Here is a 19,548-nt window from a genome sequence, read left to right as displayed (position 1 = left end):
CATGAATTTATTTGAGCGTTTGCTGTATAGCCGTCTTTGCAATGAGCAACCAGTCGATGGTGGAGCAGCTCCGGCTGCGTCAGAACCGTCAGCGCCTGCAGGTGATAACCCTGCTCCAGTTGGTGATCCATCACAACAGGAAGGTGATAAGCCACAACCTGTTGCTGATGGCGATAAACCTGCTGATGACAAAAAGCCTGAAAACGATAAGCAGGATGAAAAAAAGGACGGCGATAAACCAGAGGGTGCGCCTGAGAAGTACGAGTTTCAGGCTGCCGAAGGCGTAGAGCTGGATACAGAAGCGTTGAAGGAATTCGAGCCGGTGGCGCGAGAACTTAACCTGACCAACGAGCAAGCGCAAAAGCTGGTTGATGCTTATCCGAAGATTCTGGCAGGTGTTCAGCAGCGCCAGGCAGAAGCCTGGCAGAAAACAACCGAGCAGTGGGCTGAGGATGTAAAAGCTGACAAAGAAATCGGTGGCGACAAGTTGATTTCTAACCTTAGCGCCGCACAGCGTGCGCTTGACCAGTTCGGGACACCTGAACTCAAAGAATATCTGAACACCACCGGGCTGGGTAATCACCCTGATCTGGTCAAAACGTTCGTGAAAATCGGAAAGGCGATGTCTGAAGATGGCATGGTCACCGGTGGTAATGAAGGCCAGCGTAGTGCGGCCGAAGTGCTCTATGGCAAATAAGAGAGGAAATGACAATGTCTGTTAAAGGCTTAACTGCGCTAACGCTGGCTGACTGGGGTAAGCGCGTCGATCCAAACGGGAAAGTCGATAAGATTATCGAGCTTCTCGGTCAAACTAACCCGATCCTTCAGGATATGCCTTTTGTCGAAGGGAACCTTCCTACCGGACACCGAACCACCATTCGTTCTGGTTTACCTTCAGCTACCTGGCGTTTGCTGAACTATGGCGTACAGCCAAGCAAATCAACCACAGTGCAGGTAACCGATTCCGTGGGCATGCTGGAAACCTATGCTGAAGTCGATAAGTCACTGGCTGATCTGAACGGCAATACCGCCGAATTCCGCCTGTCTGAAGACCGCGCATTTATTGAAGCGATGAATCAGCAGATGGCGCAGACGCTGTTTTATGGTGATTCCAGCGTTAACCCTCAGCAGTTTATGGGACTGTCCTCCCGCTATTCCAGCCTGTCTGCGGGTAATGCTCAGAACATCATTGATGCTGGTGGCACGGGTACAGATAACACCTCAATCTGGTTAGTGGTGTGGGGCGAAAACACCGTGCATGGCATCTTCCCGAAAGGGCAGAAGGCTGGCATCCAGATGGAAGATAAAGGCCAGGTGACACTGGAAGATGCTAATGGCGGCAAGTACGAAGGCTATCGCACCCATTATAAATGGGATAACGGACTTGCTCTGCGTGACTGGCGTTATGTTGTTCGCATTGCAAACATCGATGTCAGCAATCTTTCAGAACCTTCCTCTGCCGCAAATATTGCTAAGTTGATGGTTAAAGCACTGCATCGCATTCCAAACCGTGGCATGGGCCGCCCGGTGTTCTACATGAACCGCACTGTAGGCCAGGCTCTTGATCTACAGTCTCTGGAGAAAACATCTCTGGCTATCAGCGTAAAAGAGACTGAAGGCGAGTGGTGGACTTCATTCCGTGGTGTACCAATCCGTGAAACTGATGCGCTTCTGGAAACAGAAGCCCGCGTGGTGTAACGCCTGTTATTAACCTGTGGGTCGTAACAGACCCACTAATGGAGAAAGAAGATGATCACCGACAAACTGTTGATGTTCTCCGAAGCTCAGGCGGTTACGAATACCGCGGCTTCAACTGACGTAATCGATCTCGGTCCAATTGACGGAAAACGTCGTGATATCGGCGTGGGTTACCCGCTTGAGTTTTGGGCGCTGGTTAACACAGCCGCCGCAGCAAGCGGTGATGCAACTGTAAACATCCAGTTGCAGACGAGTGAGGATAACAGCTCATGGAACACTATTTATGATAGTGGTGCACTGGCAAAGACCGCCCTGACAGCAGGTAAACGAGTTGTTTCTGCAAAGGTGCCTACCGGTGTTCAGCGATATCTGCGTGTTAACTACTCCGTCGCAACTGGCCCGCTAACGGCTGGCAAATTCACTGCTGGTATCAGTCTTGATGTTGATGCCAATACACCGTACCCGATCCGCTCAAAAGTAACTGGTTAAGGTGATTTCGATGTCAGGTGAGAAACCAAGATACCGCGTTCTGCGCCTCTCTCATATCCATAACACACTGTGGCCGGAGGGGGCAGAAATCGAATACGAAGGTGAGCCTGGTAGCGCACTGGAACCTGTTAACGATGCAGCCAGACAGGCAAAAGCAAAGGTAGTAGGAAAGGTGACTATGGCAGCAACCAGCACCAAAATCATCAACGATGTGTCAGATGATGGTGAACTGGATAAGCTCCGTGAAGAGTACGAATTGCTCTTTAACGAGAAGCCACACCATAACGCCAAAGCCGAAACGCTCCGCGAGAAGATCGCAGATAAGCGTAAAGAACTGGGCGTGTAAGCCTCGCGAATCAGACAAGGGGCTTCGGCCCCTTTATTGCAGGAGTGTATATGGAACTCGTAAACCTCAAAACCGGCACTGACAGCTACCAGGATGAGAGCGGAGAAACCAGAACTCGCGATGAATACCCGTGGGGGCTGTGCATCACTCTTAATAACGACACATTGAATAAGCTGAAGGCACAACCTCAGGGCGTCGGAACAGAAGTGATGATAACTGCAAAGGCTGTTATTCGAGGCCTGTCTGCCAGAGAAACTGACGATGGTGTTAATCGCAGCGCCGATCTGCAGATCACTGATATGGCGATCGCTCCTGTTTCCGGGGATGTAGAAAAATCAGCGGCTGAAACTCTGTACGGTAACGGAGGTGAGTGATGGCCTCTGTAGTAGAGATCTGTAATCGTGCGCTGTCCAATATTGGCAATAGCCGCAGCATTAACAGCCTGACGGAAGCCAGCAAGGAAGCGGGGGAATGTTCGCTGCACTTTGAGGCCTGCCGTGATGCTGTGCTTTCTGATTTTGACTGGAACTTTGCTACCAAACGCGTGGCGCTTGCAGATACGAGCAATCCACCGCCTGACTGGGAATATGCGTACCAGTACCCGTCCGATTGTCTGCGCATTACTGAAATTATGCTTCCTGGTGTACGCAATCCAACAGCAGCAATGCGCGTTCAGTACGAAGTTGGTGCAGACACCGACGGAACAGGAAAGTTGATCTACACAGACCAGCCGCAGGCATGGCTCAAGTATGTCTCTCGCGTTTCAGATGTGAACATGTTTGATGCCATTTTTATGGAGGCGTTGGCCTGGCGTCTTGCGGCAGCCATTAACATGGCGCTGACTGGGAATGCGGATCTCGGTACATTTGCTCTCAATATGTACAATCGCGTGATTCTTAGTGCTGGCTCGCATAGCCAGAATGAATCACAGGAACCACAGCCACCGGTTGACGAGTTTACCATTGCGAGGTTGTCCTGATGGCTATCAGTTGGATCCAGCCCAGCTTTGCCGGTGGTGAGATTGGACCGTCGTTGTACGGTCGTATCGACATGGCGAAGTACCAGGTGGCATTGCGCAAGTGCGATAACTTTATCGTGCGGCAGTATGGCGGCGTTGAGAATCGACCTGGTACGCGTTTTGTCGGTGCCGCCAAATACCCAAATCGGAAATGCCGCCTGATCCCGTTCCAGTTCTCGACGGTTCAGACCTACGCTCTGGAGTTCGGACACCAGTACATGCGCGTTATCAAAGATGGTGCGTTGGTGCTGAACAGCAGCAATGTTATTTATGAAATTGCCACGCCATATACTGAAGCCGATCTGTTCCGAATTAAATTCACGCAAAGCGCCGACGTGCTTACGCTGGTTCATCCGGCATACCCGCCGAAAGAGCTGCGCCGCTATGCGCATGACAACTGGCAACTGGTTGATGTGGTAACGAAGAACGGGCCATTTGAAGATATCAATATTGATGAGTCAGTGACGGTTTATGCCAGCGCCAGCACCGGGACAATTACGTTAACGGCAAGCGCCTCTATTTTTGGCGCGGAGCAGGTAGGCAAATTGTTCTATCTGGAACAGCCTGCAGTGGATTCAGTACCGGTATGGGAAACCAGTAAGAGTACGTCGATTGGCGATATTCGCCGTGCAGACAGTAACTACTATCGCGCCGTTACAGCAGGCAAAACAGGTACTTTGCGCCCTTCGCATACAGAAGGCACATCATGGGATGGCTGGGGCGGATCCGGTGATGATGATACTGGCATTGAGTGGGAGTATCTGCACAGTGGTTTTGGCATTGCCCGTATCACTGCTGCAAATGGCACTACTGCAACTGCTGAGGTGATTTCCTATATCCCTTCGCAGGTCGTTGGCGAGGATAATGCCAGCTATAAATGGGCTAAATATGCCTGGAACAGTGTTAATGGTTATCCTGGCACTGTTGTTTATTATCAACAGCGTCTTTACTTCGCCGCATCGACTGCGTTCCCTCAGACTATCTGGGCCAGCCGTACTGGGGATTATAAGGATTTTGGCAAAAGCAATCCTACGCAGGATGACGACAGAATTATCTACACCTATGCCGGGCGTCAGGTTAATGAGATCCGTCACCTGATTGATGTTGGTTCGCTGGTGGCACTGACTTCCGGAGGTGAGTACGTCATCACCGGCGACCAGAACAAAGTGTTAACCCCATCATCATTTGCATTCAGCTCTCAGGGATCAAATGGCTCGAGCAATGTCCCACCAATTGCCGTGGCGAATATTGCTCTGTTCGTCCAGGAGAAAGGCAGTGTTGTCCGTGATCTGGCCTACTCATTCGATGTTGACGGCTATCAGGGGAACGACCTGACCATCCTTGCCAATCATCTTTTTCAGAAGCACAGCATTGTTGACTGGTGCTTCTCTATTGTCCCTTACTCCAGCGCCTTCTGCATTCGTGATGACGGTAAATTACTGGTGATGACCTATTTGCGTGATCAGCAGGTTTTTGCATGGGCACCACAATCCAGTACCGGAAAATATGAAAGCACATGCAGTATCAGCGAAAAAAATGAAGATGCGGTGTATTTCGTCGTTAACCGAACCGTTAACGGGCAAACAGTGAGATACATCGAGCGACTGTCCAGCCGTTTATTTACCAGCGATGAAGATGCTTTCTTTGTTGATTCTGGCCTTAGCTATGATGGAAGAAATACGTCTGACAGAACGATGACCATCACTGGTGGTTCTGGCGAATGGGATTACCGCGCGGAATATACAATCAGTATTTCTGGTGGTGCGTACTTCACCAGTAGTGATGTCGGTGCGCAACTACAGTTCCCTTATACCGGAACTGAATTACGTTGCGACATCATTTCTGTAACCAGCAATACCGCTGTAGTGGTTCGTGCTAACAGGAACGTCCCGCCATCCCTCAGGAATGTGGGCACCACGAACTGGCAGATGGCGCGCCGGACATTTGGAGGCCTGTCTCATCTTGAAGGCCAGACCGTAAACATCCTCTCTGATGCGAACGTGGAACCACAAAAAGTGGTTTCCGGAGGTGCCGTCACGCTGGAATCACCGGGGGCTGTTGTGCACATCGGCCTGCCAATAACTGCTGAATTCGAAACACTGGATATCAACATTAACGGACAGGAAACGCTGCTGGACAAAAAACAGGTGATCCCGTCCGTTACTCTGGTTGTGAATGCCAGTCGCGGCATCTGGGCGACTACGCCCGGCGGTAAATGGTACGAATATCCACAGCGTGAATTCGAGTTCTACGATGATCCTGTTGATGATGCTACCGGAAAAGTAGAAGTGAAACTGGACAGTAACTGGGGCAAAAACGGGCGTGTAAAAATCCGTCAGCTTGACCCGTTGCCGCTGTCTGTTCTTGCCGTTATTCCTCGCCTTACTGTTGGGGGATTCTGATGATCGATGTTCAAATTATTCCCGCTACCGAAGAGCATCTTCAGATGATTTTGCCGGATGTTCGTCAGGCTGATATTGACGAACTGTATGCGGTATCGCTGATGACTACCGAAGATGCGCTGCGCGTTGGTCTTCGCACTGCGACTATGGCCTGGTCAGGGTTCGCGAACGGAGAACTGGTAACCATGTTTGGTGTATCTCCGGCGTCAATGATCGGTGGCAATGGTACGCCCTGGCTGGTAGGAACCAGCCGTATTGAAAAATATCAGAAGACATTTCTGCGCCACTGCCGCCCTGTATTGCAGCAGATGCTGGCAGTTTATCCGCGCCTGGAAAACTACGTCGACGAGCGAAACCATGTTGCCAAAGCATGGCTGCACTGGCTTGGATTCAGGCTTGAAGAAGCCGCGCCTTATGGTGCTCTTGGTCTTAATTTCCACAGATTTCACATGGAGAGAAAATAATGTGCGATCCGGTTATTGCTGGTGGCGCAATGCTCGCCATGAGTGGCATTCAGGCATACACCCAGTACCAACAGGGAAAGTATGCCTCGAAGGTTGCAGAAGCGAACGCAGATATAGCCACAGCTCAGGCAAATGATGCAATAAACAGGGGTAACGCTGAAGCTGAGCAACGGCGCAGAGAGACCCGACAGCGGCTTGGTACACAGGCAGCGACAATGGGGGCTACCGGCGCTGATTTATCTACAGGTAACGCGCTGGATATATTTGGCGACACTGCCCAGTTTGGCGCTCTTGATTCGCTAACGACGGTGAATAACGCGCAACGCGAGGCTTACGGTTATCAGGTTCAGGCTGCCAACTATAAAGCAGAAGCCAGTTCAGCCCGTAAACAGGGGAATGTGGGAGCAGCAACAACATTGCTCACTGCGCCTCTGAAGGCATACGGTGCGTACCAGATGTTTGGTGGGACGTGGAGTCCGTTTACTCAAAGCACCCCTGCGCCAATCGGGGCAGCAGCAGGAACCAGATTACCCGGAGGATTATAATGCCAGTCGTACCAACAGTATCCGGACGCCAGGTTGAGAGCCGTGGAGTTCAGTCAGCAGGCTTGCAGACGTTTTCTCAGCCAGGTATTGGTGATGCTTTTGTTCGGGCAGGGGCAGAGGCAATTGATGTTTTTGGTCAGGCAAAACAGCGTGCCAATATCGCTCTGGCTCAGGAGGCATCTCTTAACCTCAGTCAGATAAGCAGCGATCTGCTGAATAACCCTGAAACAGGTTTGCTTAACCTGAAAGGGAAAAATGCTATTGGAAAAGGCCATGAGTATACGCAGCAGTTTGATGCTCAGGTCGAACAACTGGCTATGTCGCTGCCGGATGAACAGGCTCGTAATGCTTTCATGCAGCAGGCGCAGCAGCAGCGCATTCAGTTCACTACGCAGGCAGGGCGGCACGAGATAGGGCAGACAAATGCCTATGAAGATGAGCAATATCAGGCAACGAGAAAATTATGGATACAAAATGAAGCGGATGCCTGGAATGACCCGCAAACTGCCACTTTAGCCAGAAATTCCAGAATGGTAGCCATTGCCAGATATGGAGCTGCCAGGGGATGGTCACAAGAACGCATTCTGGAAGAAATAGAAAGTGATGATCGCCGTGCCACAGAAATGCGGGCGAAGAATTATGCCGCTGCCAATCCAGAAGGATGGCTAAATGGTCTGTTTCAGAAAAATGATTCTGGAGGCATGGACATGCGTGCCATACGCCTTGTTGAATCAGGTGATCGACATTTTAATCCTGATGGTAGTCTTCTTGAAGGACCGATAACATCTTCTGGAGAGAGAGCCCAGGGGAAATACCAGTTAATGCCGGGCACAGGGAAAGAACTGGCGGCCAAGCGTGGCGTTAAATACAACCCTACGGACGAACAACAGCATGAAATGCTCGCCAGTGACTATGTAAATCAACTGTATGGTAAGTACGGCTCCGAAATATTGACCGGAGCAGCATATAACTGGGGGATGGGTAACGTGGATAAACTGATCGCCAAAGTCGGTGATCCACGTAAAGGTGAAATATCAGAAGAAGAATTTATCCGAAATCTTCCATCAGAAACACAAGGGTGGCTTTCCCGATATAGAAAAAATAAAACTGGAATGGATCCGCTGACTATTTATCAAATAGATAACCTTGCTAATAGTCAGATAGAAAAGCAAAGGAAGTTAATATTAGAACAGCTTGAGCCAGCTATTAATAACACCATGGCCCAGCTATATAACGGTGAGGTTCCAGATTATATACCGGCTCAGGAGACTATCATCAGGGGGTATGGAAAAAATGCAGATAAAATAATCAATCAACTGGATATAGCGATTGATAACGCGAGAATATTCCAGGCAATTCAGTATTTACCTCCTTCTCAGCAGCAAGAAGAAATGCAGAAAGTGAAGCCTGAGGTTAACGATCCTCACTATGCGTTAAAACTCGATGCTTACGGAAAATTGTCTGCATTGCTTCAGCGATCAAATGAAGCAATTCAGGCGCAACGTGATTCACGCAGATTCAATGAGGCGCTGACAATAGGTGAAAAATTAGACCCAAGCAACAAATCAATGCAGAAAGCTGCTGATTACACAGAAATGGCGCAGAACTTTCGTATTAATGATGCCTCCACTCATGATGGGGTTGTTCGGCTTGTGGCTCAGACTGGCATCATGCCTTCGCAGGTCATCACGCAGCTTTCAGCAGTATCCAGATCCAGCAATCAGGAAGTGGTTAAAAATGCAGCGAATTTGTTTAGTCGGTTATATGAAACAGAGAATGCATCTATTGGAAATATGCCGAAGGATATGCAGGGTTTTTATCTGACTGTTAAGCAACTAACAGATTCTGGCATGTCTGCTGATGCGGCTATCGAGCAGGCGCAGAACCTGACGTACAACCAGACAGATGCACTAAGGGCGCAGCTCTCATCTGTTCAGAGTACAAGAGAATACAAAAAAGAGCGTGACAGCGCAGCCAATTCTGCTGTCAGTAATATGACTCACTGGCTTCGCTGGGATCCGTCTGCGGATGACCAGACGCCGGAAGCAGCGCTCTTTCGCAATGACTATCAGATGCTGTATGACGTTAACTATCGCCTTGCTGGTGGTAACGCTGACGTAGCGAAGCAAATGACCAACCAGCAGATAGCCCGCACCTGGAGTATCAGCGAGGTCAACGGGGAAGCACAGTTTATGAAATATGCACCGGAGGCGCTTTATCAATATGGGCCGTCAGGCTGGATTGCAGCGCAATGGAAGGCTGAAAAAGAAAAAATCATGTATGGCGATGACTTACATAAACCGGCTCCTTCATTTAACCGACCTTCAACTGAGGCTGGTGCATTGGGACTGAATAAGCCACGCTCACTGGTTGGAGGTGAGTTGATTCTCGTTCCTGACTTATCAACTCCGAGAGATAAGCTTTATTCAGTTGTGATCAGAACAAAAGATAAAGATGGTATTACGAGGGATGATTTATTTTATGACAAGCATGGAAGACAGATGCGCTGGGGGCCATCACTAGAAGATTGGGAACCTTATAAGAAAATGCAGCAGGAACGGGTGCAGCACGAGCAGGAAGAAATTATGCGTGGACAGGCTATACGAAACTTCAAAGACAAGCATCGCGCTCTGGATGAGCAGTATCAGCGCCTGCATAACGAACGTATGGACAAATTTAAAGATTACTTTTCGTGGGGATCTAAATAATGCCGTTCTATCCTGTATCTGAATCAAACAATAACGGATTTATTTCTGCTGGTCTCGCCATTCCTGAACCTGATGAACAGAGTTTTGATGTGCATCCGCCAGAAGGTAAGAACCCTGAACCTCGTCCCAAAGAGCCTTCATTGCTTGCCGCAGCAATACGACAGAACAATATTCTGGCTGGTTTTTTCCGTCCTGCCAGACAGTTTGAACCGGTCGAAGGTTATAATCCATATGCTGATAAAAATGAGTTGCACGGCTATGAATACTGGGGGGCGAAATTTGCAGGTTCCCGCTCGCCAGAAGAAACAGCGTGGATTAAGCAGCGGATAGATGATGAAAATGAAGATCGGCGTTTTATCTCTGAAGCAGGCTTAGCTGGTGGAATTGCCAGTGCAACAGCGATGCTTTTTGACCCGGTTACTGTTGCGTCAATGTTTATCCCCGGTGCTCAAGGAGGGGCACTGGCGCGTATTGGCTCACAGATTGCGATTGGTGCTGCCGGTACAGCATTAAGCGAGGTTGTGCTGAATAATCAGCAAATAACACGCTCATGGGGTGAAAGTACCGCTCACATTGCAGCGGGTGCGATGATGAGCGGCGTGTTTGCCAGTGCTGGTGTTGCGCTTTCGCCATCCGTCCGGGCTGCAGCCACGCGTGAGGTTGCTGATGCTCTTGATAATATGAGCATTACATCAGCGACTGACAGGGCTGCCGCTTCGCTTTCTGATGGTGGTAGTGTTGGTGCTATGAAAATTGATACAGCGACTCTGGATGATTTAACCCCTGTTTCCGGTGGGGTGGTTGGAAAGGCTGCATGGAAAGCAGGGAGCTATCTTACTCCTTTGACAAGGTTAATGGAGTCTCCGTCCAAGACAGTGCGAAAAACAACGCTGGAGTTAGCCGAAAATAATTTCACCCTTAAAGGAAATGAAAGGGGGATTGAAACACCGGTAGCTGTAGAAACCCGTACACGTGGATGGCAGCGTGAAGAAGCTGCTGTTGTTGTCGGAAATAAACAGGCATACGCAAAGTATAAAGCTGATGGTGGTGACATGAGTTTTGATTCATTTCGTCAGCAGGTTGGGAATGCTATGCGAAGCGGTGATGTGCATGCTAATCCTGTTGTTCAGGAAACGGCGCAGGCGATGCGAACTGTATTAAATCGGGTGAAGGTTGAAATGCAAAAGCTTGGTTTATTGCCGCCAGATGAAGAACTGAAAGCATTAGGCCAGGCAAGCTATTTCCCACGTATATATAAAGTTGGAAAAATAATCAGTGAACGCGATAAATTTCGACGTATTTTGGTTGACTGGTGGTCGAGAGGCAATAAAACACTGGATCCTGAGGATGCTGAAATTGCAGCGGATATCGTAATTAATAAAATTACTGGTGCTAAGGTTCCACAGGATTTTGTCAGCGTATTTTCTGTAAAAGCCGCAGGTAGTACGAAAGAAAGAACATTAAATGTGCCTGATAGTCTTATCAGGGATTATCTCGAAAGTGATGTGAATTACGTTCTACAACGTCATATCCGTGAAGCGGCAGCAGAAATTGAGTTGACGAGAACATTTGGCAAACGAACTATGACAGAGCGTCTGCAATTAATTGAGGACGAATATGACAGTCTGTTACGGGAAGTGCCTGAAAAAATAAAGGCGAAATATGACGAAAGTGTGGCAAATCTGAAAGCACGTTATGAGAGCAATGGTGAAGTTGTTCCTCAGGGTAAACTCGATTCATTAATGCGAAAGTACGAAAAGGAATTACGGAAAGAACAGTCCAGACTTTCAAAATCAAGAGCAAATGATCTCAGAGACATAACAGCATTACGCGATCGTCTTGTTGGTACATATGGTATGCCTGATGACCCGTCTTCGTTTTTTGTTCGTGCTGGCGCTTTTCTGCGGGATGTGAACTTCACGACCAAACTCGGTGGAATGACAGTATCAGCTATTCCAGATCTGGCCAGAGGGGTTATGGTTAATGGTTTCCGTAACTCCATGAAAGGCTATGCTTCTCAGATATCCCAATCACCGGCATTTAAGGCCAGCAAAGAAGAGATGTTGAAGATGGGGATTGGATTGGAAACTGTACTACATTCACGTTCTCGTGCAATTGGTGATCTTGTTGACAGTTCTTCCAGGACAACAGCAGTCGAAGCAGGAATGGAGCGAATTACTGATGCCTTCGGCAAGCTGACACTCATGGATCGATTTAATGACATAAACAAATCCATGAACGGAATGCTCACGTCAGACGGTATTTTGTCTGGTGCGTTTTCTGCACGTCGCATGGCAAAACTCGGTATCAACGACAATATGGCTGCGCGTATTCGCAGTGAGTTCGAGAAACATGGTGAGGTAATTGATGGATGGCACATTGGTAACTTTGATAAATGGGACGATCAGTACGTTGCCGGAGTATTCCAGTCAGCGGTTCTGAAAGACGTTAATAACACTATCATCACCCCCGGTATTGGTGACACACCTTTATGGGCGAGTACTCCAATGGGGCGAACGATATTTCAGTTTAAATCATTCACAACGGCTTCATACAACCGTGCGCTACTTGGTGGGTTACAGGAAGGAACTGCGCAATTTTATTATGGCACTGCATTTCAGATTGCTCTTGGCTCACTGGTCTATGCGCTAAAAGAAGCATCGAAAGGGAAAAATGTTGACTGGTCACCAGAGAAGCTGGTGCTTGAGGGTATAGATAGATCCGGTATTCTTGGGCCATTGATGGAATATAACAACATGGCTGAAAAGGCTACTGGTGGTGCTGTTGGGCTGGGGGCTTTATTTGGCACTGGCACACAGTCTAGGTATGCCAGTCGTGGATTCGTAGGATCTCTATTCGGACCGTCATTTGGTCTTGCGGATAGCATCATTGATGTGACCGCAGGAGTGTTGAATGGTGATGCCGGTGATCGTATTGTGCATAATGTCCGAACCCTGATACCCGGCAATAACCTGTTCTGGATTGCGCCACTAATAAACCAGGTGGATCCGGTGATGCGTTAATCAATATTTATTGGAGTTCTTTCAATGGCTGTTTATGGCTTCTAAAGAAGCTTCTGCACTTATCGGCAAAGCAATAGTATCCTTGTTAGATGTGCTATTGCTTTCCAGAACTATGGAAATCCAATCCTCTTGGTTTTCATTAATTGTGCTGACAGCCATGATAGCATTCAAATCATTTTTATATATTTCTGATCGAATAAGACCTTTCCTGAATAATTTAGTTAAGCTTTCAGCTATCGACATCGCACGAATGCTAACTTTACTAAGCTCAATTGCGTCACTACCTGCGACTTTGGCGTGTTGAGAAAGAGCCATCAAAGCTATATGCGAAAATGTTTCTTCTTTTGAAAAACCGTTACTTAAAGACATGAGTGATACACCAGCTCCGTATGGGGTGAGTTTATATCCTGATACATTCAGTGCATGCTCTACAAAGGTAAGATCATCAGTTGTAGAAACATGCATATCGTTACTTTTTTGTTTTTTTGCAATAAATAAAAAAACAAAATTAATAATCACGATGCCGACGATGATTAAGAAAACTTCCATTGCTTTTCCTCACAATAACATTACCTTAAAGGTAATATTTTGTGCTAATGTGATCAAGTGTTAAGTGTATACCTCCTGTTGCTCAGTAGTGATTTTACCCGGCAACGCCTTTTTAGCTTTGCGTGGGTTAACCACATGGCCTTTAGTCCAGTACTCGTAGAGCACATCGTCACACTCTTCCTGATACTGGATTACCTTGTCGCGGATTTCAGGGCGGACTTTGTTAGGGCTGATGCTGTTCAACCAAGCTGCCAATTTTCGTAAAGCCATACAAATCATGGCTTGCACCCCACCGGCAGAAGGTATGGTGATTTCCACCATACCCTTCGAGAAGCGTTGAGAAATCTTCTTATGTTGAGATTTCCAGTCTAGCCCCATTCCCTCAACGATAGGTTTCATTGGGGTATACGGTTCGCCGTTGTGATTGACAACATAAAGCTCTGCGCCGTGGAATGGCACGTTGATAGTAGTGACAAATTTGAAACATCGCTGGTTGTAAGCCAGCAGATGCTCGTTATTTTACGTCGCGGCACAATTTCTCGCTGCTGGCTCTTTTACACGCATTAACCAAATATGGTTGATTTTAATGTTTGTCTGCGTTTATCATTACCTTTTCGGTAAATTTACATCGCACTCCTCTTGTGCCATAGTAATCGGGCACTGGCAAAATCCAGTGCCGGGATTGGCGTCCCGAGTTACTACAGAGGCACATATGCCGCATAAGCGGTTTTTTTATGTGTAAAGCGCACCTATTCTATGGTGGGCTGTGTGGGGGCACCGAAAGGTGCGCCGGGTCCTTTGTAGCCGGTTACGCCAACCCTGCACAGTTCACCACCAACCGATTGGCGTCGGTAGTGGTGATTAACCTAACTACAAAGGTGATCGCTATGACTGCTAACGTAACCCCATCTGTTTTTCATTTTGAATCAGAAGCAACCATTCGAGCCATTGTTATTGATGGAAATCCTTGGTTTGTTGCCAAAGACGTTATTAAAGCTCTTCAACTGACAAACCCCACTATGTCAATAAAATCTCTTGATGATGATGAAAGGGCTAAATTTAACTTAGGCCGTCAAGGCGAAACCAATATTATCAACGAGTCAGGCCTCTACACACTGATCCTCCGCTGCCGCGATGCAGTAACACCAGGCACTATCCCCTACCGCTTTCGTAAATGGGTTACAGGTGAGGTTCTTCCTCAGATCCGCCACACCGGAAGTTACATTAAAAACTCGCTCCCGCAGGATGAACGCATAAAGATGGTTGCCGACCAGGTAGCCAACGCCACAGCATCAGCAGTGATGCAGGCGATGAAGATAGAGAACAAAACCTACAGTGCCCCGCTGAAGCCCGGCTACCGCAGTCTGATTCATTCTCCGTCTGGTGTTCTCGGCCTGACGGAGAACTCACTGCTGATGAATCTGCTGAACCAGTTACAGGAAGACGGGCACGACGTATCGGGCGCGGCGGCGGAACTGACCACCATGTTCTGCTACATCGTCGGAGTGAGCAAATGCCTGCGTGATATCCAGACGCACGCGGAGTACATCAACGACAAGGCTGGGTTCTTCTGACGGGCGGTGGCACAGGGATGTGCAAAACGGAACTAGCGTGACATGTCACAGGCCGCTTTCGCGGCCTTGTTTTTAACGAATGCCACCGCCGCCCGGGCGGGAATCCGCAGACACAAAAAAGCCCGCGTCGCGGGCTTAAAGAACTATTTTATTGGCAGCTTATGCTTTGAAATTATGGCCAATCTGTTTTGGAAGTTTTCCGCATCACCCCACAACCAGGTTTCACCTTTCTCAAGCTCTTCCTCGTTATTCATCTCTATCAGCTCGCATGTCATCATGTCGTAACCATAGAGGTGGAGGCCAAGTTCCAGTGCGTCATACATGCGAGCCTGCCAGAACGACATGCCTTCATGAGTCTGGTTGCGATCTGACACGATGATATCGTACCGTTCCAAGAGGTAGTTCATGAAGATGATGCCGGCGAAATCATGAAGCACAGCACGATGCTTAGGCTTCTGGGTTCTCCATACCAATATCTGCGTGACAGGACGGCAGTTAAGATAGCTGTCAGGCTGGATAATGACACGATTGTAATACACTACCTCTTCGGTGAGGTCATTTATCAATGACAGTTCAAAGTGCGCCTGTGGAATCTCGCCTTTCTTACGATCGTCTACACGGACAACGCGGTATCCAGGAGCCAGAGAAACGCCTTTGACATCAGATGTGACATCGTTGCCGTTCACTAACTCTGAATACAGGGCGCGGTTGTCTGGAGTTTCGTTCAGATGAGCGAAAACCTCAGTTACCTTTGCCGGATTCAGCAGTTGTTGTGGCATACATCACCTCATAATATATAGATGCTTCTTTAAGCGGGATTTACCATTAGGGTAAATGAACTATCCGAATGTTAAACGCCTTCGTACTCGTCAAATTTTCTCATGTGGGCTCCTCCTGTATCGGTGCCTAATCGCTATGGATCACCCGTGAGGTAATAGTACGCTATTCACCCCCAGTCTGCAATCTGTACAGAATTATTTAAAGGCACATCCCTGTGCCGCCGCCCGTCAGAAGAACCCTGCTTTGTCGTTGATGTACTCCGCGTGCGTCTGGATATCACGCAGGCATTTGCTCACACCGACGATGTAGCAGAACATGGTGGTCAGCTCCGCTGCCGCGCCCGATACATCGTGCCCGTCTTCCTGTAACTTGTTCAGCAGATTCATCAGCAGTGAGTTCTCCGTCAGGCCGAGAACACCAGACGGCGAATGAATCAGGCTACGGTAGCCGGGCTTCAGTGGGGCGCTGTAGGTTTTGTTCTCTATCTTCATCGCCTGCATTACTGCTGACGCCGTGGCGTTGGCTACCTGGTCGGCAACCATCTTTATGCGTTCTTCCTGCGGGAGCGAGTTTTTAATGTAACTTCCGGTGCGGCGGATCTGAGGAAGAACCTCACCTGTAACCCATTTGCGAAAGCGGTAGGGGATAGTGCCTGGTGTCACTGCGTCGCGGCAGCGGAGGATCAGTGTGTAGAGGCCTGACTCGGAGATGATGTTGATCTCTTTTACTCGGCTGTCAAAAATTGCACGATGTTCATGCCCTATGTTGAACATAGACCTTTCATCATCATCCAGTTTTTCAAGTGCTTGGGTGACGTTTTGGATACGCAGCGCACTACAAACGTCTTGGGCTACAAACCATGGTTGGCCATCGATAATGATGGAACGGATAGGGTTAACAGATTCAAATTTGAAGATGGCAGTTTGAGCATTAGCCATGGTGGTTATCTCCACTTAGTGATTTTAATCACCACCGCAACGCCAATTACTGGTGGTGAACTGGACAAGGTTGGCGTACCGGCCTAAGTGGTACCGGCGTCCTTTCGGACCCCTGCCCAGCCCACCATAATTCGGATATAGCTGTGCTTAACGCATAAAAAAACCACGTCTGGCGTGGTATGCGCCACTTAGTAACTCGGGACGCCAATCCCGGCACTGGATTTTGCCAGTACCCGATTACTATGGCACAAGAGGAGTGCGATGTAAATTTACCGCAAAGGTAAATATAAGCACTCCACTTGGTAATTGCAAACCTTATCTGGTTTGCTTTCGTAATTGTTCGGCACAATAGTCGAGATGTGTTTGCAGATCCCGCATAGACATCTGTGAGCTGGTGACGTAGTTAATTAGTGCAGTCAGTTCGGCAAGTGGGCCATCGACATTAAATCCATCCTTATCGAGATCCCGGAGTAATTTCATCAAGTGCGATCCCTCCACCAGTGACCTGACGCCTCCCGGCGTGTGAATCCTTTCGGTAAATCCGTCTTCCAGTGGATAGTGATACTGCTGCATCTTATCTTCTCCATGCAATAACTGTATATTTATACAGTAGCAAATAATTTGTTTGCTATCCAGCACGTTTTGCAAATTACCTGAAAGGTAATATCTATTCGTATTTACAGCCTTTCTATCCATATATGGTTTTTCAGGTAATAGAATAACCAGATATGCGGCGCAACGGGTGCTGCGACTATCTGGAGATTTAACATGACGGTCTCAACCGAAGTTGACCACAACGAATACACAGGCAATGGCGTTACGACTTCATTCCCTTATACCTTTAGGGTTTTCAAGGAATCTGATCTGGTAGTGCAGGTGGTTGACCTTGACGAAAATATCGCTGTGCTGGCTCTTGATACTGATTACACTGTCACTGGGGCTGGTGGATATAACGGCGGTAATGTAATTCTGTCGAAGGCGTTAGCTAACGGTTACCAGATTTCTATATCACGAGAGCTCCCGGTTACGCAGGAAACTGATTTGCGTAATCAGGGTAAGTTCTTTGCAGAAGTGCATGAGGATGCTTTTGATAAGCTAACGATGCTGATCCAGCAGGTTCGAAGTTGGTTTAGCTTGGCGCTGCGCAAGCCGTCATTCGTAGCAAATTATTATAACGCGCTGAACAACTATATTCGGAACCTGAAAGACCCGGTTAACCCGCAGGATGCATCCACAAAGAATTATGTGGACAGTACGGTTTTATCGAATATCGACCATACAATCCGTGTTCCTGATTCTTATATCGATCCGCTGCCACCTCTCGCTCAACTTGAAGGAAGCATAATCGGCATCGCCAACGGTAAGCCCGTTCCGTTCCCTGTGCCTTCAGGAACGGCGGCTGACGTATTCAACCAGTTGGCCAGCGGCGAGGACGGGAAAGGCGATGCTCTGATCTCGGTGAAGCAACCTTTCATTAGTTCATTTATTCGTACACAGCATGATAAAAACAGCGATTTTATTAGTGCAAAAGATTTTGGTGCTACAGGCGATGGAAAACTTCATCAGTTAAGCGAAGTGTTTTCAACATTGACAGCAGCACAAATGGTATATCCATTTGTGACATCGCTTACCCAGTCTTTTGACTACGCAGGAATACAGGCAGCTATTAACACTGGACGAAATGTGTTTATTCCAGGTGGAAATGCATATTTTGTTAATGACATTATTAAGATGAATACATCTGCAACTGTATACGGTGAGTGTAATAACATAATAAACAGATCAGGGACTTTTATTTCCGTAATTGGAAATAAAGCGTGCTTCCATTATGGAGAGTCTTTTGCTTCAGGAAATATTGAGAATTTATATATTTTCTATGATCAGAATGGAATTGACTATCCAACAGATGCTGCCACAAACGACGGTAAAATTGGCATTCTTATAAATGGTGGTGAGACATCGCCGGGTTTGATAAGGATTAAAAACGTCGATATAGATGGGGCATGGTGGGGAGTATATGACGACTCTGGAAATTATATGTCTAGGCTTGAGCATGTATGGGTGCGTCGCAGTCGCGGTGGTTTCTACAAAAACACCGGCACGACGATCCATTATGAGTCCTGCTATGTAATGGGGGGTGTATGCGCGTGGTATTTAACAAACCTCCTTTCAGGGCAGATGACGAACTGCGCAGCAGATAAGATGACAGTAAACTCCAACGCGTCTATCGGTCAGTCTGCTATTTACCTTTCGAATTGTCACGGATTTCTTATCTCCGGTTTTGATGGTGAGGCGAACGTTATAAACAACAACTCAGCACTTGAGGTGGCGTTTATGACATTCGATAATTCAACCGTTTCGATAGTCGGGGCAGTTGGTTCTGGCAACAAGTTGAAAACATCTTTCGGTGGTTCTAATGGTATCGTTGATTTTTACCGCGCGATGAATGGATCTCGCGTGAAGATGCTGAACTGCAAAGATAGCTTCGATGGTACGCCGATCGCTTTTGAAGGAATGGCCGGCTATCCATCATTCATCCACACAGATGTAACCTCGCAGGTTGATGCAGATAACTGCCGGTTCCAGGCTCCGGCCGGAGGAACTCCAACCATCTCTACTGTGAGCACCGGCAACGTTAACTACACGAACTGCATCACGTCAGGCGTTATTGCTGGTGGGTATGTAGAAAATAAAAATGCCAATGGGCTTCAGGTGCCCACGGTCTATACCGACAAGGGTACTAAATCGGTCAACGCTAACGTAGCGTCCGTGCTATTTACTTTGCCAAACTCTGAGGGAGTTTATGATGTTAACGTGTGGGTTTCTGGCGGAGGTGCAAACTACGCGATTTCATTCCTGGTAATTTATGATGGTACGACAGCAATGATCCAGACGCTGAAGACTGCGGCGTTCCTCACAGCAAGCGCATCAGAAAGGAATATATCTATTACCAGCAGCGGTACGACCACTGTTACATGGTCGTACATTAAGAAGTCTTAATTTAGGCATGTGCG

General features: G+C 48.0%; 18 protein-coding genes and 1 pseudogene. 14 read left to right on the top strand and 5 right to left on the bottom strand.

The window, feature by feature from the left end:
• Position 1 precedes the first annotated feature (1 nt).
• The 11 genes from QUF14_RS15875 to QUF14_RS15825 are packed head-to-tail and all read left to right on the top strand — an operon-like array spanning position 2 to position 12,693.
• Positions 2-697, top strand: coding sequence for a peptidase (locus QUF14_RS15875; protein ID WP_001048088.1), 696 nt, complete (start codon positions 2-4; stop codon positions 695-697).
• 14 nt (positions 698-711) lie between these two features.
• Entirely contained in the window at positions 712-1,698 is a 987-nt protein-coding gene (locus QUF14_RS15870) for a major capsid protein (RefSeq protein ID WP_000111619.1), read from the top strand.
• Between the two features lie 51 nt (positions 1,699-1,749).
• The gene (locus QUF14_RS15865; protein WP_286333064.1) at positions 1,750-2,187 is read left to right on the top strand and encodes a Bbp16 family capsid cement protein; all 438 of its coding nucleotides are present in this window, start codon (positions 1,750-1,752) and stop codon (positions 2,185-2,187) included.
• A gap of 10 nt (positions 2,188-2,197) precedes the next feature.
• The gene (locus tag QUF14_RS15860) at positions 2,198-2,533 is read left to right on the top strand and encodes a hypothetical protein (RefSeq protein WP_000012378.1); all 336 of its coding nucleotides are present in this window, start codon (positions 2,198-2,200) and stop codon (positions 2,531-2,533) included.
• 50 nt (positions 2,534-2,583) lie between these two features.
• Positions 2,584-2,907 (top strand): capsid staple protein, encoded by a 324-nt coding sequence (gene gp10 / locus QUF14_RS15855; RefSeq protein ID WP_000424495.1) that lies wholly within the window; start codon positions 2,584-2,586, stop codon positions 2,905-2,907.
• Positions 2,907-3,512: a phage connector family protein gene (locus tag QUF14_RS15850; RefSeq protein WP_000179257.1), complete on the top strand. Its 606-nt coding sequence runs from the start codon at positions 2,907-2,909 to the stop codon at positions 3,510-3,512. The genes gp10 and QUF14_RS15850 overlap by 1 nt, the downstream gene beginning before the upstream one ends.
• On the top strand, positions 3,512-5,953 hold the full coding sequence (locus tag QUF14_RS15845; RefSeq protein WP_100733747.1) for a phage tail protein: 2,442 nt from the start codon (positions 3,512-3,514) through the stop codon (positions 5,951-5,953). The genes QUF14_RS15850 and QUF14_RS15845 overlap by 1 nt, the downstream gene beginning before the upstream one ends.
• Positions 5,953-6,417 (top strand): hypothetical protein, encoded by a 465-nt coding sequence (locus QUF14_RS15840; RefSeq protein ID WP_000568023.1) that lies wholly within the window; start codon positions 5,953-5,955, stop codon positions 6,415-6,417. Before QUF14_RS15845 ends, QUF14_RS15840 begins: the two co-directional genes overlap by 1 nt.
• Positions 6,417-6,962: a virion core protein, T7 gp14 family gene (locus tag QUF14_RS15835; protein WP_000332878.1), complete on the top strand. Its 546-nt coding sequence runs from the start codon at positions 6,417-6,419 to the stop codon at positions 6,960-6,962. Before QUF14_RS15840 ends, QUF14_RS15835 begins: the two co-directional genes overlap by 1 nt.
• On the top strand, positions 6,962-9,670 hold the full coding sequence (locus tag QUF14_RS15830) for a transglycosylase SLT domain-containing protein (RefSeq protein ID WP_286333063.1): 2,709 nt from the start codon (positions 6,962-6,964) through the stop codon (positions 9,668-9,670). Before QUF14_RS15835 ends, QUF14_RS15830 begins: the two co-directional genes overlap by 1 nt.
• Complete coding sequence (locus QUF14_RS15825) at positions 9,670-12,693, top strand: hypothetical protein (RefSeq protein ID WP_137462090.1); 3,024 nt, start codon at positions 9,670-9,672, stop codon at positions 12,691-12,693. Before QUF14_RS15830 ends, QUF14_RS15825 begins: the two co-directional genes overlap by 1 nt.
• A gap of 21 nt (positions 12,694-12,714) precedes the next feature.
• On the opposite strand, the gene QUF14_RS15820 is transcribed toward QUF14_RS15825, so the two are convergent.
• Together QUF14_RS15820 and QUF14_RS15815 are read right to left on the bottom strand one after the other, a co-directional pair.
• Positions 12,715-13,242 (bottom strand): hypothetical protein, encoded by a 528-nt coding sequence (locus QUF14_RS15820; RefSeq protein ID WP_064236748.1) that lies wholly within the window; start codon positions 13,240-13,242, stop codon positions 12,715-12,717.
• A gap of 72 nt (positions 13,243-13,314) precedes the next feature.
• Positions 13,315-13,701: pseudogene (locus tag QUF14_RS15815) on the bottom strand (phage antirepressor N-terminal domain-containing protein); the annotation flags it as partial.
• Between the two features lie 428 nt (positions 13,702-14,129).
• Here QUF14_RS15815 and QUF14_RS15810 point away from each other — a divergent pair.
• Positions 14,130-14,816, top strand: coding sequence for a BRO-N domain-containing protein (locus tag QUF14_RS15810; RefSeq protein ID WP_137462092.1), 687 nt, complete (start codon positions 14,130-14,132; stop codon positions 14,814-14,816).
• Between the two features lie 143 nt (positions 14,817-14,959).
• Here QUF14_RS15810 and QUF14_RS15805 read toward each other — a convergent pair whose 3' ends face one another.
• Positions 14,960-15,595, bottom strand: a complete 636-nt coding sequence (locus tag QUF14_RS15805) for a hypothetical protein (RefSeq protein ID WP_001136300.1) — start codon at positions 15,593-15,595, stop codon at positions 14,960-14,962.
• Between the two features lie 228 nt (positions 15,596-15,823).
• Positions 15,824-16,471, bottom strand: coding sequence for a BRO-N domain-containing protein (locus tag QUF14_RS15800; protein WP_286333539.1), 648 nt, complete (start codon positions 16,469-16,471; stop codon positions 15,824-15,826).
• On the opposite strand from QUF14_RS15800, the gene QUF14_RS15795 reads away from it, so the two are divergent.
• Complete coding sequence (locus QUF14_RS15795) at positions 16,352-16,621, top strand: hypothetical protein (RefSeq protein WP_235175297.1); 270 nt, start codon at positions 16,352-16,354, stop codon at positions 16,619-16,621. The genes QUF14_RS15800 and QUF14_RS15795 overlap by 120 nt on opposite strands.
• Before the next feature lie 228 nt (positions 16,622-16,849).
• Here the strand turns inward: QUF14_RS15795 and QUF14_RS15790 are convergent, their stop codons facing one another.
• Positions 16,850-17,107, bottom strand: a complete 258-nt coding sequence (locus QUF14_RS15790) for a hypothetical protein (protein WP_001188254.1) — start codon at positions 17,105-17,107, stop codon at positions 16,850-16,852.
• 195 nt (positions 17,108-17,302) lie between these two features.
• Here QUF14_RS15790 and QUF14_RS15785 point away from each other — a divergent pair, with 195 nt between their 5' ends.
• A complete protein-coding gene (locus QUF14_RS15785; RefSeq protein WP_286333062.1) occupies positions 17,303-19,534 on the top strand; it encodes a hypothetical protein in 2,232 nt (743 codons plus the stop codon).
• Positions 19,535-19,548: the final 14 nt, after the last annotated feature.

Source organism: Escherichia sp. HH091_1A, from assembly GCF_030295175.1.
GTDB lineage: Bacteria > Pseudomonadota > Gammaproteobacteria > Enterobacterales > Enterobacteriaceae > Escherichia > Escherichia coli_F.
Note: the sequence above shows the minus strand (reverse complement) of the source record. Positions and strands in the feature narration are given on the sequence as shown.

Excerpts from the sequence above, each read along its gene's own strand:
- gp10 (WP_000424495.1), top strand. The coding sequence starts at position 2,584 with ATGGAACTCGTAAACCTCAAAACCGGCACTGACAGCTACCAGGATGAG.
- QUF14_RS15805 (WP_001136300.1), bottom strand. The coding sequence starts at position 15,595 with ATGCCACAACAACTGCTGAATCCGGCAAAGGTAACTGAGGTTTTCGCT.
- QUF14_RS15845 (WP_100733747.1), top strand. The coding sequence starts at position 3,512 with ATGGCTATCAGTTGGATCCAGCCCAGCTTTGCCGGTGGTGAGATTGGA.
- QUF14_RS15790 (WP_001188254.1), bottom strand. The coding sequence starts at position 17,107 with ATGCAGCAGTATCACTATCCACTGGAAGACGGATTTACCGAAAGGATT.
- QUF14_RS15825 (WP_137462090.1), top strand. The coding sequence starts at position 9,670 with ATGCCGTTCTATCCTGTATCTGAATCAAACAATAACGGATTTATTTCT.
- QUF14_RS15875 (WP_001048088.1), top strand. The coding sequence starts at position 2 with ATGAATTTATTTGAGCGTTTGCTGTATAGCCGTCTTTGCAATGAGCAA.
- QUF14_RS15820 (WP_064236748.1), bottom strand. The coding sequence starts at position 13,242 with ATGGAAGTTTTCTTAATCATCGTCGGCATCGTGATTATTAATTTTGTT.
- QUF14_RS15840 (WP_000568023.1), top strand. The coding sequence starts at position 5,953 with ATGATCGATGTTCAAATTATTCCCGCTACCGAAGAGCATCTTCAGATG.
- QUF14_RS15810 (WP_137462092.1), top strand. The coding sequence starts at position 14,130 with ATGACTGCTAACGTAACCCCATCTGTTTTTCATTTTGAATCAGAAGCA.
- QUF14_RS15785 (WP_286333062.1), top strand. The coding sequence starts at position 17,303 with ATGACGGTCTCAACCGAAGTTGACCACAACGAATACACAGGCAATGGC.
- QUF14_RS15835 (WP_000332878.1), top strand. The coding sequence starts at position 6,417 with ATGTGCGATCCGGTTATTGCTGGTGGCGCAATGCTCGCCATGAGTGGC.
- QUF14_RS15830 (WP_286333063.1), top strand. The coding sequence starts at position 6,962 with ATGCCAGTCGTACCAACAGTATCCGGACGCCAGGTTGAGAGCCGTGGA.
- QUF14_RS15850 (WP_000179257.1), top strand. The coding sequence starts at position 2,907 with ATGGCCTCTGTAGTAGAGATCTGTAATCGTGCGCTGTCCAATATTGGC.
- QUF14_RS15865 (WP_286333064.1), top strand. The coding sequence starts at position 1,750 with ATGATCACCGACAAACTGTTGATGTTCTCCGAAGCTCAGGCGGTTACG.
- QUF14_RS15870 (WP_000111619.1), top strand. The coding sequence starts at position 712 with ATGTCTGTTAAAGGCTTAACTGCGCTAACGCTGGCTGACTGGGGTAAG.
- QUF14_RS15860 (WP_000012378.1), top strand. The coding sequence starts at position 2,198 with ATGTCAGGTGAGAAACCAAGATACCGCGTTCTGCGCCTCTCTCATATC.
- QUF14_RS15795 (WP_235175297.1), top strand. The coding sequence starts at position 16,352 with ATGCCCTATGTTGAACATAGACCTTTCATCATCATCCAGTTTTTCAAG.